Origin of the sequence: Achromobacter sp. (assembly GCF_049647645.1) — a bacterium.
In the GTDB taxonomy this organism is placed as follows: Bacteria; Pseudomonadota; Gammaproteobacteria; order Burkholderiales; family Burkholderiaceae_B; genus Achromobacter.
The window spans coordinates 36621-50843 of the sequence record NZ_JBARYB010000297.1 but is presented as its reverse complement, the minus strand read 5'-3'; the positions used below and the strand labels follow the sequence as shown (position 1 = coordinate 50843).

11 protein-coding genes are annotated in these 14223 nt (G+C 64.2%); 2 read left to right on the top strand and 9 right to left on the bottom strand.

All coding sequences use genetic code 11. The features are described 5' to 3' along the window. The coding region (locus WBB14_RS33565) for a 2-C-methyl-D-erythritol 4-phosphate cytidylyltransferase (RefSeq protein ID WP_424243573.1) at positions 1 to 273 on the bottom strand (273 nt) is incomplete at its 3' end. Between the two features lie 29 nt (positions 274 to 302). Here WBB14_RS33565 and mfd point away from each other — a divergent pair. After that, the gene (gene mfd, locus WBB14_RS33560; RefSeq protein ID WP_424243572.1) at positions 303 to 3785 is read left to right on the top strand and encodes a transcription-repair coupling factor; all 3483 of its coding nucleotides are present in this window, start codon (positions 303 to 305) and stop codon (positions 3783 to 3785) included. A gap of 22 nt (positions 3786 to 3807) precedes the next feature. Then, positions 3808 to 4665 (top strand): phosphoserine phosphatase SerB, encoded by an 858-nt coding sequence (gene serB, locus WBB14_RS33555; protein WP_424243571.1) that lies wholly within the window; start codon positions 3808 to 3810, stop codon positions 4663 to 4665. An 84-nt stretch (positions 4666 to 4749) separates the two neighbouring features. Here serB and WBB14_RS33550 read toward each other — a convergent pair whose 3' ends face one another. From WBB14_RS33550 to nuoI, 8 genes are all read right to left on the bottom strand, one after another. Further along, the gene (locus tag WBB14_RS33550; protein ID WP_424243570.1) at positions 4750 to 7026 is read right to left on the bottom strand and encodes a TonB-dependent receptor; all 2277 of its coding nucleotides are present in this window, start codon (positions 7024 to 7026) and stop codon (positions 4750 to 4752) included. Between the two features lie 330 nt (positions 7027 to 7356). Continuing rightward, on the bottom strand, positions 7357 to 7686 hold the full coding sequence (locus tag WBB14_RS33545; protein WP_054450498.1) for a DUF2818 family protein: 330 nt from the start codon (positions 7684 to 7686) through the stop codon (positions 7357 to 7359). A gap of 15 nt (positions 7687 to 7701) precedes the next feature. Further along, the gene (gene nuoN / locus WBB14_RS33540) at positions 7702 to 9186 is read right to left on the bottom strand and encodes an NADH-quinone oxidoreductase subunit NuoN (RefSeq protein WP_424243569.1); all 1485 of its coding nucleotides are present in this window, start codon (positions 9184 to 9186) and stop codon (positions 7702 to 7704) included. Positions 9187 to 9195: 9 nt separating this feature from the next. Then, positions 9196 to 10698, bottom strand: coding sequence for an NADH-quinone oxidoreductase subunit M (locus WBB14_RS33535; protein WP_175207969.1), 1503 nt, complete (start codon positions 10696 to 10698; stop codon positions 9196 to 9198). After that, complete coding sequence (gene nuoL / locus WBB14_RS33530) at positions 10695 to 12728, bottom strand: NADH-quinone oxidoreductase subunit L (protein WP_424243568.1); 2034 nt, start codon at positions 12726 to 12728, stop codon at positions 10695 to 10697. The genes WBB14_RS33535 and nuoL overlap by 4 nt, the downstream gene beginning before the upstream one ends. 18 nt (positions 12729 to 12746) lie before the next feature. After that, a complete protein-coding gene (gene nuoK / locus WBB14_RS33525; RefSeq protein WP_006217969.1) occupies positions 12747 to 13055 on the bottom strand; it encodes an NADH-quinone oxidoreductase subunit NuoK in 309 nt (102 codons plus the stop codon). Beyond that, positions 13052 to 13702, bottom strand: a complete 651-nt coding sequence (locus WBB14_RS33520; RefSeq protein WP_424243567.1) for an NADH-quinone oxidoreductase subunit J — start codon at positions 13700 to 13702, stop codon at positions 13052 to 13054. The genes nuoK and WBB14_RS33520 overlap by 4 nt, the downstream gene beginning before the upstream one ends. 17 nt (positions 13703 to 13719) lie before the next feature. Further along, entirely contained in the window at positions 13720 to 14208 is a 489-nt protein-coding gene (gene nuoI / locus WBB14_RS33515; protein ID WP_008161196.1) for an NADH-quinone oxidoreductase subunit NuoI, read from the bottom strand. Between the last annotated feature and the right edge of the window lie 15 nt (positions 14209 to 14223).

The window sequence follows — 14223 nt, the reverse complement described above, 5'->3', positions numbered from 1 at the left end:
GGCCACGGTGTCGGCACGCGTCGCGCCGCCGCAGGCGCGCCACACGGTGCGCGGCAGACCGGCCAGGGCCGCGTCCACCCAGCCGTCGCCGGGCGTCACGGCCACGCGCACCTGCGATATGCGTTCGTCGGCCAGCAGCGCGCGAACCGCGTGGCGCAGCATGGGCTGTCCAGCCAGCGGACGATATTGCTTGGGCACGGTTTCATGCCCGGGCCGGCTGGCGCGGGCCCCTACGCCCGCAGCGGGCACGATTGCAATGAGAGAGGCAGACATGGTGCGGTGATTTTATAATCTTCCGCTTGATGCCTGCTTCCAGCCTGATGCCCGCCCCCTCTACCTCCACCCCAGCCGCGCCTCCCGTCCCCGCGACGGCCCCCACCCTGTCCGCGCTGAAAGCCGGCTCGCGCTATGCCCAGCCGCGTCCGCCGGGTTCCGGCGACGCCTGGCTGCTGGCGGACCTGGCGCGGCAAGCGTCGGCGCCGCTGGTCATCCTGACGGCCGAGCCCGTCGAGGCCCAGCGCCTGGCCGAGGAAATCCAGCTGTTCGCCCCGGACCTGCGCGTGCGCCAGCTGCCCGACTGGGAAACGCTGCCCTACGACGCCTTCTCGCCGCACCAGGACCTGATCTCGGAACGCCTGCACACGCTACATTCGCTGATGACGAAGTCGGTGGACGTGCTGACGGTGCCAGTCACGACCGCGCTGTACCGGCTGGCGCCGCCCGCCTTCCTGGCGGCATACACCTTTTCCTTCAAGCAGAAGGACAAGCTCAACGAAGCCGCCCTGCGCGCCCAACTGACGCTGGCCAACTACAACCACGTAACCCAGGTGACCGCGCCGGGCGAGTTCTGCCTGCGCGGCGGCCTGATCGACCTGTTCCCCATGGGTTCGGTGGTACCCTACCGCCTGGACCTGTTCGACGACGAAATCGAAACCATCCGCAGCTTCGATGTGGACACGCAGCGCAGCCTGTATCCGGTGCGCGAAGTGCAGCTCCTGCCCGGCCGCGAATTCCCGATGGACGAGGACGCGCGCAACCGCTTCCGGGCGCGCTTCCGTGAAGTCTTCGAGGGCGACCCCTCGCGCGCGCTGCCCTACAAGGACATCGGCAACGGCATTCCGTTCGCAGGCGTCGAGTACTACCTGCCGCTTTTCTTCGAAGAAACGGCAACCCTGTTCGACTACCTGACGGAAGGCACGGTCACCGTCACCGTGGGCGACATCGACGACGCCATCCAGCGCTTCAACCAGGACACGTCCAGCCGCTACGGCTTCCTCAAGAGCGACCGCGAACGGCCGGTGCTGCCGCCGTCCGAGCTGTTCCTGGACAACGAGGCCCTCTATTCCAGGCTGAAGGAATTCCGCCGGCTGTCGCTCACTGCCGGCCAGCCCCATCCCGACTTCCGCGCGGCTCCCGATGTAAGCGTGGCGCGGCGCTCCGAGGATCCCATCGCCAAGCTGCGCGCGCTGGTGCAGGGCGGCCAGACGCGCGTGCTGCTGTGCGCCGACTCCGCCGGCCGGCGCGAGACCCTGGTGCAGATGCTGAACGAGTTCGGCGTCACCCCGGACGCGCAACCCGACACCATCGAAGCCTTCCTGGCGTCGGACGCCCATTTCGGCATCGTCGCGGCGCCGCTCTCCACCGGCTTCGGGCTGCCCCAGGCCAATCTGGCCTTCCTCACCGAAAACGACCTGTACCCGGGCCTGGCCACCACCGGCCGCCGCGGCAAGCGCGACCAGGAGCGCGCCAGCAACGTCGAAGCCATGGTGCGCGACCTGTCCGAGCTGCGCGCCGGCGACCCGGTCGTGCACGCGCAGCACGGCATTGGCCGCTACCACGGCCTGGTCAACATGGACATGGGCGAAGGCGGGATGGAATTCCTCCATCTCGAATACGCCAACGGCAGCACCCTGTACGTGCCGGTGTCGCAGTTGCACGTGATCGCCCGCTACAGCGGCGCCGATCCCGAGGCCGCGCCCCTGCACCAGCTGGGCTCCGGCCAATGGGACAAGGCGCGCCGCAAGGCCGCGCGCCAGGTCCGCGACACCGCCGCCGAACTACTGGCCCTGTACGCCCAGCGCGCCGCGCGCGAGGGCTATGCCTTCAACCTGCCGCTCAACGACTACCAGGCCTTCGCCGAAGGCTTTGGCTTTGAAGAAACGGTCGACCAGGCCGCCGCCATCGAGGCCGTCATCGCCGACATGACTTCCGGCCGCCCCATGGACCGCCTGGTCTGCGGCGACGTGGGTTTCGGCAAGACCGAAGTCGCCCTGCGCGCCGCCTTCCTGGCCGTGGCCAACGGCAAGCAGGTCGCCCTGCTCTGCCCCACCACGCTGCTGGCCGAGCAGCACGCCCAGACCTTCTCCGACCGCTTCGCCGACTGGCCCGTGAAGGTGGTGGAGCTGTCCCGCTTCCGCTCGGCCAAGGAAGTGTCCGCCGCCGTCGAAGGCATCAACGACGGCCGCGTGGACATCGTCATCGGCACCCACAAGATCCTGTCCAAGGACGTGAAATTCAAGCGCCTGGGCCTGGTCATCATCGACGAGGAACACCGCTTCGGCGTGCGCCAGAAGGAAGCGCTGAAGGCGCTGCGCGCCGAGGTCGACGTGCTGACGCTGACCGCCACGCCCATTCCGCGCACGCTGGGCATGTCGCTGGAGGGCATACGCGACTTCTCCGTCATCGCCACCGCACCGCAGAAGCGCCTGGCCATCAAGACCTTCGTGCGGCGCGAGGACGGCAGCACCCTGCGCGAAGCGCTTTTGCGCGAGCTCAAGCGCGGCGGCCAGTGCTACTTCCTGCACAACGAAGTCGAGACCATCCACAACCGCCGCGCCCGCCTGGAAGAGCTGGTGCCCGAGGCCCGCATCGCCGTGGCCCACGGCCAGATGCCCGAGCGCGAGCTGGAGCAGGTGATGAAGGGCTTCTACCAGCAGCGCTACAACGTGCTGCTGTGCACCACCATCATCGAAACCGGCATCGACGTGCCCAGCGCCAACACCATCGTGATCCACCGGGCGGACCGCTTCGGGCTGGCCCAGCTGCACCAGTTGCGCGGCCGCGTCGGCCGGTCCCACCACCAGGCCTATGCCTACCTGTTGACGCCGGGCGAAGACGCCATCACCAACAACGCCAAAAAGCGCCTGGAAGCCATCCAGGCCATGGAAGAGCTGGGCTCCGGTTTCTACCTGGCCATGCACGACCTGGAAATCCGCGGCACGGGCGAGGTGCTGGGCGATTCGCAGTCGGGCAACATCCAGGAAGTGGGCTTCTCGATGTACAACGAGATGCTCAACGAAGCGGTCCGCGCGCTGCGCGCCGGCGAAGAGCCCGACCTGGATGCCCCCTTCAACCTGGCTTGCGAAGTCAACCTGCATGCTCCGGCGCTGCTGCCGTCCGACTATTGCGCCGACGTCCACGCCCGCCTGGGCATCTACAAGCGCCTGGCGCACGCCGCGGACGAAGACGACCTGATCCACATCCAGGAAGAACTGATCGACCGCTTCGGCAAGCTGCCCGAAGCCGCGCAGACCTTGCTGGCCACGCATCGCCTGCGCCTGGCCGCGCAGCCCCTGGGCATCGTCAAGATCGATGCCAGCGAAACCCAGGCGCTGCTGCAATTCGGCCCCAAGACCTCGGTCGATCCGGCCAAGATCATCGAACTGGTGCAGCGCCAGCGCCACATCAAACTGGCTGGACAGGATAAATTGCGGGTTGAGATCAAGGCTGCGCAGATCCCGGCCCGCGCCGACGCCGTCCGCGCCGTGCTGCGCGCCCTGAAGTAACCGTCAAACCACACTGATTTTTATGACTACCCATCACCTTGTCGTCCAATCTCCCGGCCTCACCGTGGAACACGCGGAACAGCTGGCGGCCCTGGCCCAGGCACAGGGCGTGGCGCGCATCAGCGCCACCGCCGCCCGCCTGCTCGACGTGCAGCACGACGATGCCACCCGCGCCGAAGTGGTGGGCTGGGCCGAGCGCCACGGCGTCGACAGCGCTTTCCTGCCTGCGGGCCTGAAGCTGTCGACGTGCAAGGTGCTGGCGATGGACATGGATTCCACGCTGATCAACATCGAGTGCATCGATGAGATCGCCGGCGTGGCGGGCCTGAAGGACAAGGTCTCCGAAATCACCGAGGCCGCCATGCGCGGCGAGATCAAGGACTTCTCCGAAAGCCTGCGCCGTCGGGTCGCCCTGCTCGAAGGTGTGCCTGCCGACGCGCTGGAACAGGTCTATGAGGACAAGCTGCGCCTGAATCCCGGCGCCGAACGCCTGATCACCACGGCCCAAGCCGCCGGCATCAAGGTCCTGCTGGTCTCCGGCGGCTTCACCTTCTTCACGGAGCGCCTGCGCCAGCGGCTGAACCTGGACAGCGCGCACGCCAACACCCTGGAAATCGCCAACGGCGTGCTGACCGGCAAGGTGTTGGGGGACATCCTGGACGCCGCTGCCAAGGAAGCCCATCTGCGCGAATTCGCGCGCCAGCACGGCGCTTCCCAGGAACAGATCATCGCCATGGGCGACGGCGCCAACGACCTGAAGATGCTGGGCATCGCCGGCTTCCCGGTCGCCTACCACGCCAAGCCGCTGGTGCGTCAGCAGACGCGCTACGCGCTCAACGTGTCGGGGCTGGATGGGGTGTTGAACTGGTTCGAGAGCTGATCTCGCCACATTGGACGCTAGCGCCAGCGTCCGGGAATGAAAAAAAAGCCACCTCACGGTGGCTTTTTTCATTGCTGCGACTGATCAGTACCGCACGCGCAGCGAGAGCAGTGCAGCCCGGCCAGTACCCAACGCCGCATAGTGCGCCGCATAGGCCTTGGTGTAGTACGTTTCGTCGAAAATGTTCAGCACGTTCAACTGCGCCGACATGTGATCGTTGAATTCGTACGCCGCCATGGCGTCGAAGCGCCAGTAGGAAGGCACCCAGCGCGCCTTGGGCGTGCCGTCGGCGTTCTTGGTCGAATCCGAATTGCCGTACACCTTGTCCACGTAGTACGCGCCGCCGCCCACCGTCAGCTTGGGCAGCACCTTGTAGGTGGTCCACAGGCTGAAGGCATTGCGCGGAGTATTGGGCAGGTCCTGGCCCACGGCTCCGCTGTTGAACGCGCCCTTGGTCATCTCGCTGTTCATGAAGGTGTAGCCGCCGAACACGTTCCACTTGGGCGTGATGCTGCCCGAGAAGCCCAGTTCGATGCCACGCACCTTGGCTTCGCCGACCTGCGCGGTTTCGGTGGCCGAAACTGCGACGCTGGTGTTCTTGCGGATGTCCTGGAACGCCGCCGCCGACAGCGTCAGGCGGTCATCGAACACCTGCCACTTCGTGCCCAGTTCCACCGTGCGGCTCTTTTCCGGCTCGAGCGACTGGCTCGTGACCGTCGCCGCGTCGCTGATCGCGCTAGCCGCGATGGCGGACGGCGTGGACGAGGTGCCGTAGGTGGCGTAGATGGTGCCGTTGGGCGCTGGCTTGTACGCCACGCCAATCTGGTAGTTGAAGAGGTTGTCTTCGCGGCTGGTGCTGTAGAACGCCGGAGTGCTGGCCGGATCGTTGCGGCCCTTGGCGATGTTGCTGCCGCTGGTCCGGTAGTTATCCCAGCGCAGGCCCAGGCTGGCTTGCCATTGCTCGTTGAACTTGATCGTGTCGAAGCCGTAGAGCGCGACCGTATCCGTGTTGTAGCGCGCCGGATTGTTGTTACGCTGCAGATGGCCGGGGTAGTAGGTACCCGGATCCGGATCCCACAACGAGGCGCAGAGCGCCGGGTTGGCGTAGGTATTCTTGCCGTTCGCCGTGCCGGTCACGCAGCCATTCGTCCCGGCGGGAACGCCCGACTCCGTGTAGCTGTCCTTGTCCTGCTTGATGTTGCTGTACTCGAAACCGAGGTCGAACGAGTGCTTCAGGCTGCCGGTATCGAATTCGCCAGTCAGATTGGTCTGGTTGGCGAAGCTCTTGGTGACGTAGTAGCCCGACTTGAGCGCGCGATACACCAGGCCATTCGGGATGTTGCCCTTGCTGTCGTCAGGGTTCGTGGCAGCGAAGTCAGTCGTGCCGCGGCCGTAGCGGGTCACGTTACGCAGCTGCAACTTGTCCGAAAAGTCGTGCTGGAAATCCACGGTTGCCACGTCATCGCGCGTCTTCATGAAATCGCGGCCCTTCAGCCCGTAGAAGCTCTTGCGGCTCACGCCCATGGTCTCCGTCACCGGCTGGCCCGTCTTCGGGTCATACGGAATGGAGTAATCCGGCATGCTGTCGTCTTGGTAGTGGTAGTAGCTCAACGTGATGCGCGTCGGCGTGCCCACGCCCAGCGTCAGCGAGGGCGCCACGCCCCAGCGCTCGAAGTCCACCGCGTCGTCGCGGCCGGGCGCGTCGCCCTTGTTGCCCATGACGTTCAGGCGGAACGCGGCCTTGTCGGCCAGGCGCCAGTTGCTGTCGATCGTCGCGCGGTAGTTGCTGTCCGTGCCGATCTGCGCCGTGGCTTCGGTGAAGTCGGTGGCCTTGGGCGTCTTGCTGACCATGTTGATGCTGCCACCCGCGCCGCCGCGGCCCGAATAGACCGAGTCCGGACCCTTGATGACTTCGACCTGTTCCAGGTTGAAGGTATCGCGCACCTGTGTGCTGGAATCTCGGATGCCGTCCAGGAAAATGCTGCCGGCCGAATTCTGGCCGCGAATGATCGGCAGGTCGCCGCCCGGGCGGCCGCCCTCGCCCGCCCCAAACGTGATGCCGGGGGAATTGCGCAGGACATCCTGCAGCGTGGATGCAGCCTGATCCTGGATCACCTGCTTGGGCACGACCTGAACAGTGCGCGGGGTGTCCAGCAAAGGCGCCGTGAACTTGGGCGACTGCGCCGTGGAGGTCTGGTACGACGACCCCTCACCCTCCACGCGCACCGGCGCAAGTTGCGTCACGCCGGAATCGGCGGATTGGGCGGCGGCGTAAGGGCTGATGAACAGCGCGGGTGCCGCGATGGCGGCGGCCAGGGAGGTCGTGAGCGTATTCAGCGAATACGTATCTTGGGGCTTCAAACCAGCTTCTCCGAATGTAAATAGCAACGATTCTTGTTTTTCTACCGGTTGCGATTGTGAACTCGGGCGCTGAATGGAACCTGAAAAATGACTTTTCACTCACATGAAATGAAAAAAAACAACACTAAATACAGCTAGGTTTGAACTTGCAACTCAACGGCGCGACGGACTTCATCCTCGCCTACCGCAAGCGGTACCTCTAAGCCTGGGAATGCCACTGGCGATGACAGGGAGACCGTCAGAGGAGCTGGGCGGCATGGGCTAGGACATTCCCCTATATCCAAAAAAAAACGCCCCATAGGGCGTTTTTTGGAATGAATCAGGCGGCCTTCAGGTGCGCAGCCGGGGATGGCGCTTGAACAGATATCGATACACGAACCCCGGATAGGCCAGCACCAGGTACAAGCTCAGGGTAATCGCGTAGAACTCCCAGGTCTGGGAGAAGCGGTTACCCAGCGTGGATTCGAAGGCGAAACCCAATGCGCCGACGATCGCGTAGAACACCAGCACTTCGATCAGGCGCATCCAGAACGGCTTGACCGCCGCCACCCCACCCTGCTTCCAAGGCATGACGGCGAAGACCCGCTCCGTCAGGAACGGGAGATTCGCGCTAACCAGGGCCAGCGCGATCAGCAGCCATACCGCCAGAGTCTGGTTCATGGCCCCGTTTTCCGCTTACAGGCTGAGCGAGCTGCGGATGGCCTGCACGCACAGGGCCATCAAGCCGCCGGGCAAGATGCCCAGGATCAGAATCAGCGCGCCGTTGACCGACAGCACGCCGCGCTGGCCGCAGGTGGCGACCATCGGGGCGGCATCGGCGGCCGGTTCGTCGAAGTACACGACCTTGACCACGCGCAGGTAGTAGAACGCGCCGATCAGCGAGAACATCACCGCGATCACGGCCAGGGTCACGTGGCCCGCGCTGATCAGCGCCTGCAGCACGGCCAGCTTGGCGTAGAAGCCCACCAGCGGCGGAATGCCGGCCAGCGAGAACATCAGCAGCAGCACGATCGCGGCATGCCACGGGCTGCGGCGGTTCAGACCCTTCAGGTCGTCGATGTGCTCGCACTCGAAACCTTGGCGCGACAGCAGCAGGACGATGCCGAAGCTCGCCAGCGTGGTCAGCACGTAGGTCAGCATGTAGAACAGCGAAGCGCCGTAGGCGGCCGACGACAGTTCCGGCTTGCCCGCGACCGAACCCGACATCAGGCCCAGCAGCACGAAGCCCATGTGCGAAATGGTCGAGTAGGCCAGCATGCGCTTGAAGTTGGTCTGCGCGATGGCGGTCAGGTTACCGATAGCCAGCGACAGCACTGCCAGGATCATCAGCATCGGCTGCCAATCGGCGGCCAGGCCGTGCAGGCCATCGACCAACAGGCGCAGCGTGATGGCGAAGGCAGCCAGCTTGGGCGCAGCGCCCAGGATCAGCGTCACGGCAGTGGGCGAACCCTGGTAGACGTCGGGCACCCACATGTGGAACGGCACGGCGCCAAGCTTGAACGCCAGGCCCGACACCAGGAACACGATGCCGAACACCAGGGCCAGCTTCTCGGCCTTGCCCGCCGCGATGACCTTGGACACTTCGGCCAGATCCAGGTGGCCCGTGGCGCCGTAGATCATGGACATGCCGTACAGCAGGAAGCCCGAAGCCAGCGCGCCCAGCACGAAGTACTTCATGGCGGCTTCCGTGGCGACGACGTCGTCGCGGCGCAGCGCGATCAGCGCATACAGCGCCAGCGACATCAGCTCCAGGCCCAGGTAGATGGAGATCAGGTTCCCGGAGGAGATCATGACCATCTGGCCCAGCAGGGCGAACAAGGTCAGGACGTACAGCTCACCGCCGCGCATCATGTCGCGCAGTTGCGCGTAGACGCGGCCATAGACCAGGGTCGCGGCCACGGCGATGTAGGACGCGATCTTGAGCAGATGCGACAGTTCGTCGGTGACGTACAGGCCATTGAAGGTCGAACCAACGACGCCGTTCTTCCATTGCAAGGCCGACACGACGGTCAGCACGCCCAAGGCAAGCATGGTCAGCAGAAACGTCGGCTTGCGCTCGGGGTGATTGCTGACCGCGTCGACGAGCAGGATAGCCAGGCCGAAAACCAGCAGGAGGATTTCCGGTGTCGCCAGGGCGAAATCGATTTGGGATTGCATCATTGTCTTGTCTTACAGTTTCGAGACGGCAACGTGTTGCAGCAGGGCCTCCACCGAAACGTGCATCACGTCGGTAAAGGGCTTGGGATAGATCCCCATGTACAGCACGGCGATCGCCATCACGCCAAGAATCACGAATTCGCGGCGGTTGATATCGGTCAGTTCGCGCACGTGGTCATTGGCGACGTCGCCCAGGACCACGCGCTTGACCATCCACAGCGAATACGAAGCGCCCAGGATCAGGGCGGTAGCCGCCAGCAAGCCGATCCAGAAGTTGTGCTCGACCGCGCCCATGATCACCATGAACTCGCCGACGAAACCGCTGGTGGCCGGCAGGCCGCTGTTGGCCATCGAGAACAGGATGAAGAAGGTCGCGAAACGCGGCATGACGTTGACCACGCCGCCGTAATCGGCGATGCGGCGCGAATGCATGCGGTCATAGAGCACGCCAATACACATGAACATGGCGCCCGACACGAAGCCGTGCGAAATCATCTGCACGATGGCGCCTTCGACGCCGGCCGTGTTGAAGATGAAGAAGCCCAGCGTCACGAAGCCCATGTGGGCAACCGACGAATAGGCCACCAGCTTCTTCATGTCGTCCTGGACGATCGCGACCAGGCCGATGTAGATCACGGCGATCAGCGACAGCGTGATCATCATGCCCGCCAGGCTGTGCGAGGCGTCAGGAGCGATCGGCAGCGAGAAGCGCAGGAAGCCGTAGGCGCCCAGCTTCAGCATGATCGCGGCCAGCACGATGGAGCCGCCCGTGGGCGCTTCAACGTGGGCGTCGGGCAACCACGTGTGCACCGGCCACATCGGTACCTTGACGGCGAAGGCCGCCAGCAAGGCCACGAAGATCAGGATCTGCGGGGTGTAGCCCAGCTTGGTCTGCTGCCAGGTCAGGATGTCGAACGAGCCGCCCGAAGCGTTCCACAGGTACACGAAGGCGACCAGCGTCAGCAGCGAGCCCATCAACGTGTACAGGAAGAATTTGAACGCAGCATAAACGCGGTTCGGGCCGCCCCAGACGCCGATGATGATGTACATCGGGATCAGCGTGGCTTCGAAGAACACGTAGAACAGCATGCCGTCCAGCGCGCAGAACACGCCCACCATCAGACCCGACAGGATCAGGAAGGCGGCCATGTACTGGGCGACGCGGCTGGTGATGACTTCCCAGCCGGCCAGCACCACGATGATGGTGATGAAGGCCGTCAGCAGTACGAACCACATCGAGATGCCGTCGATGCCCAGATGGTAGTTGACGTTGAAGGCCTCGATCCAGGAGGTCTTCTCCACGAACTGCATCTTGGCCGTGGTGGAGTCGAAACCGGTGTAGAGCGGGATCGTGACGAGGAAACCGGCGATTGCGCCGACGAGCGACAGGCCGCGCGTCAGGCCGGGACGGTCGTCACGGCCCACCGCCAGCACCAGCAGGCCGAATACGATCGGGACAAAGATCGCAAGCGTGAGCCAGGGGAAAGTGTTGGATGCCATCTCGCTTGCCATCATTGGGGAATCAGCACAAAGAAAGTCACCAGCGCCATGATGCCGATGATCATCGCGAACGCGTAGTGATAGATGAAGCCGGACTGCAGGTGACGGCTAACCGCTGCCACCCAGCCCACCACACGGGCGCTGCCGTTGATCAGCAGGCCGTCGATGATGCCGCGGTCACCGGTCTGCCACAGGCCGCGGCCCAGGCAGCGCAGGCCGCGCGCGATGATCTGCTCGTTGACCCAATCCACGTAGTACTTGTTCTCAAGCACCTTGTTGACGCCGGACAGGCTGGACTTGATCTTGGCCGGAACCTTGGGATTGATCAGGTAGCAGTACCAGGCAGTGACGGCGCCCGCCACGACCAGCCAGAACGGAACCGTCTGGAAGGCGTGCAGACCGAAGGCCACCCAGCCGTGCCATTCCTCGTGCAGCTCGTGCATCGCGGGATGCTGCGGCAAGACCTTGATGACGCCGTCGAAGAACTTGCCGAACAGCATCGGATCGACCACCAGGGCGCCGATGATGACCGACGGAATCGCCAGCAGCACCAGCGGCAGCGTGACCACCCAGGGCGACTCGTGCGGCGTGCCATGATGGCCGTGGCCATCCGGCTCGTGGTCGACGTCGGCCGCGTGGTGATCATCATGACCGTGGCCATGACCGGAGGTGTCGAAGCGTTCCTTGCCGTGGAAGACCAGGAAGTACACGCGGAACGAGTACAGCGAGGTCACGAACACGCCGATCAGCGTCGAGTAGTAGGCGAAGTTCGCGCCCCAGACGTTCGCGGCGCCAGCGGCCTCGATGATGTGTTCCTTCGAGTAGAAGCCCGAGAAGAACGGCGTGCCGACCAGGGCCAGCGTGCCCAGCAGGAAGGTGATCCAGGTGATGGGCATGTACTTGCGCAGGCCGCCCATGTTGCGGATGTCCTGGTCATGGTGCATGCCGATAATGACGGAACCCGCGCCCAGGAACAGCAGCGCCTTGAAGAACGCGTGCGTCATCAGGTGGAAGATCGCGACCGAGTAGGCCGAGGCGCCGAGCGCGACCGTCATGTAGCCCAGCTGCGACAGCGTGGAGTACGCGACCACGCGCTTGATGTCGTTCTGGATGATGCCCAGGATGCCCAGGAACAGCGCGCCGATGGCGCCGATCACGATGATGAAGGACAGCGCCACGTCGGACAGTTCGAACAGCGGCGAAAAACGGGCGACCATGAAGATGCCGGCCGTCACCATGGTGGCGGCGTGGATCAGCGCGGAGATCGGGGTCGGGCCTTCCATCGAGTCGGGCAGCCAGGCGTGCAGCGGAACCTGAGCCGATTTGCCCATGGCGCCGATGAACAGGCAAATGCAGGCGACCGTCAGCAGCATCCAGTCGGAACCGGGCAGCGTCAGGGTGGCCAGCTTGTCGGCCTGGGCGAAGACTTCGCCGTAGTGCATGGTGCCGGCGTAAGCGAACAGCAGGCCGATGCCCAGCACGAAGCCGAAGTCGCCGACGCGGTTGATCAGGAACGCCTTCATGTTGGCGAAGATCGCCGTGGGGCGGGTGTACCAGAAGCCGATCAGCAGGTACGACACCAGGCCCACCGCTTCCCAGCCGAAGAACAGCTGCACCATGTTGTTCGACATCACCAGCATCAGCATGGAGAACGTGAACAGCGAGATGTAGGAGAAGAAGCGCTGGTAGCCGGGATCATCAGCCATGTAGCCGATGGTGTAGATGTGCACCATCAGCGACACCGAGGTCACCACGACCATCATCATGGCCGACAGCGGATCGATCAGGAAGCCGATTTCCAGCTTGGTCTGGCCGATCAGGCTCCAGGTGTAGACCGCGCCGTCGAAGCGCAGGCCGTTGAGCACGTCGTTCAGCACCACCACCGAACCGATGGTGGAGATGAGCACGCCCAGGATGGTGATCATGTGCGAAGCGCGGCGGCCGATGGGACGGCCCAGGAACCCGGTGCCGAAGAGGCCCGCGAGAATTGCTCCGGCCAGCGGAGCCAGCGCGATGAGCAAGTAGAGATTGGGTGAGCTAGACATTTTCTTCCAATACCCCGTTCAGCCCTTCAGGCGATCGAGTTCGTCAACGTTGATCGTGTTCAGGTTGCGGAACAGCAGCACCAGGATGGCCAGGCCGATCGCCGCTTCAGCAGCGGCCACGGTCAGGATGAAGAACACGAACACCTGGCCGGCGGTGTCGCCGAACCAGCTGGAGAACGCCACGAAGTTCATGTTGACGGCCAGGAGCACCAGCTCGATGGACATCAGGAGAATGATCAGGTTGCGGCGGTTCAGGAAGATGCCAAAGATCCCGATGGCGAACAGGATCGCCCCGAGGATCAGATAGTGGGCCAGCGTCAGCGTCATTTTTGTTCTCCTTGGGGCGCGGCGGCGGTCGGGGTGCCGTTGTGCGCCTGGGCGCGCTCGCTCTGGGCGGGCATGCTCACCAGACGGAAACGGTCCTTCGCACGCACGCGGACGGCGGCCACCGGATCGTTGTACTTGACGTCGCGGCGGCGGCGCAGGGTCAGCGCGATGGCGGCGACCATGCCGACCAGCAGCAGCGCGGCGCCCACTTCAACGGCGTAGACGTACTGCGTGTACATCGCTTCACCCAGCGCGCGGGCATTGTTGTAGTCGCCAGCGACCGGGGCTTGCGGACCCGCGCCGTACCAGGTCGAACCCAGCACGAAGGCCATTTCCAGCACCATCACCAGGCCGATGATCAGGCCCAGCGGCAGATACGTCTTCATGCCTTGGCGCAGGGTATCCATGCGGATGTCCAGCATCATCACGACGAAGAGGAAGAGCACCATCACGGCGCCCACGTACACCAGCACCAGCAGCAGCGCGAGGAACTCGGCGCCCAGCAGCATCCAGAGCATGGCCGCGTTGGAGAACGCCAGGATCAGGTGCAGGACGGCGGTGACCGGGCTGCGCGCGGTGATCACGCGGAACGCCGCGATCACCAGCACGGCGGCCAGTATGTAGAACAGGACAGTAGTAAAAGTCATGGATCAGGTCCTGGGCTTCAACGATAGGGAGCGTCTTCGGCCCGGCGGCGGGCGATGTCGGCTTCATAGCGGTCGCCCACGGCGAGCAGCATGTCTTTGGTGAAATACAGGTCGCCGCGCTTTTCGCCGTGGTATTCGTGGATATGCGTTTCCACGATGGAGTCCACGGGGCAGCTTTCCTCACAGAAGCCGCAGAAAATGCACTTGGTCAGGTCGATGTCGTAGCGCGTGGTGCGGCGAGTGCCGTCATCACGCTGGTCCGACTCGATCGTGATCGCCAGCGCGGGGCACACGGCTTCGCACAGCTTGCACGCGATGCAGCGCTCTTCCCCGTTGGGGTAGCGGCGCAGCGCGTGCAGGCCGCGGAAACGCGGCGACGCAGGCGTCTTTTCCTGGGGGTAGCGCAAGGTGACCTTGCGCTTGAAGAAATACTTGCCCGTCAGGCGCATGCCCTTGAGCAATTCGGTCAGCATCAGGCTGCCGAAGAAATCTTTGATCGCTTCCATATCCTGCCTCTGCCT

What these genes read in the sequence shown, in the direction of transcription:
- mfd (WP_424243572.1), top strand. Translation starts at nt 303, where the DNA reads ATGCCTGCTTCCAGCCTGATGCCCGCCCCCTCTACCTCCACCCCAGCC.
- serB (WP_424243571.1), top strand. Translation starts at nt 3,808, where the DNA reads ATGACTACCCATCACCTTGTCGTCCAATCTCCCGGCCTCACCGTGGAA.
- WBB14_RS33545 (WP_054450498.1), bottom strand. Translation starts at nt 7,686, where the DNA reads ATGAACCAGACTCTGGCGGTATGGCTGCTGATCGCGCTGGCCCTGGTT.
- nuoN (WP_424243569.1), bottom strand. Translation starts at nt 9,186, where the DNA reads ATGATGCAATCCCAAATCGATTTCGCCCTGGCGACACCGGAAATCCTC.
- WBB14_RS33535 (WP_175207969.1), bottom strand. Translation starts at nt 10,698, where the DNA reads ATGATGGCAAGCGAGATGGCATCCAACACTTTCCCCTGGCTCACGCTT.
- nuoL (WP_424243568.1), bottom strand. Translation starts at nt 12,728, where the DNA reads ATGTCTAGCTCACCCAATCTCTACTTGCTCATCGCGCTGGCTCCGCTG.
- nuoK (WP_006217969.1), bottom strand. Translation starts at nt 13,055, where the DNA reads ATGACGCTGACGCTGGCCCACTATCTGATCCTCGGGGCGATCCTGTTC.
- WBB14_RS33520 (WP_424243567.1), bottom strand. Translation starts at nt 13,702, where the DNA reads ATGACTTTTACTACTGTCCTGTTCTACATACTGGCCGCCGTGCTGGTG.
- nuoI (WP_008161196.1), bottom strand. Translation starts at nt 14,208, where the DNA reads ATGGAAGCGATCAAAGATTTCTTCGGCAGCCTGATGCTGACCGAATTG.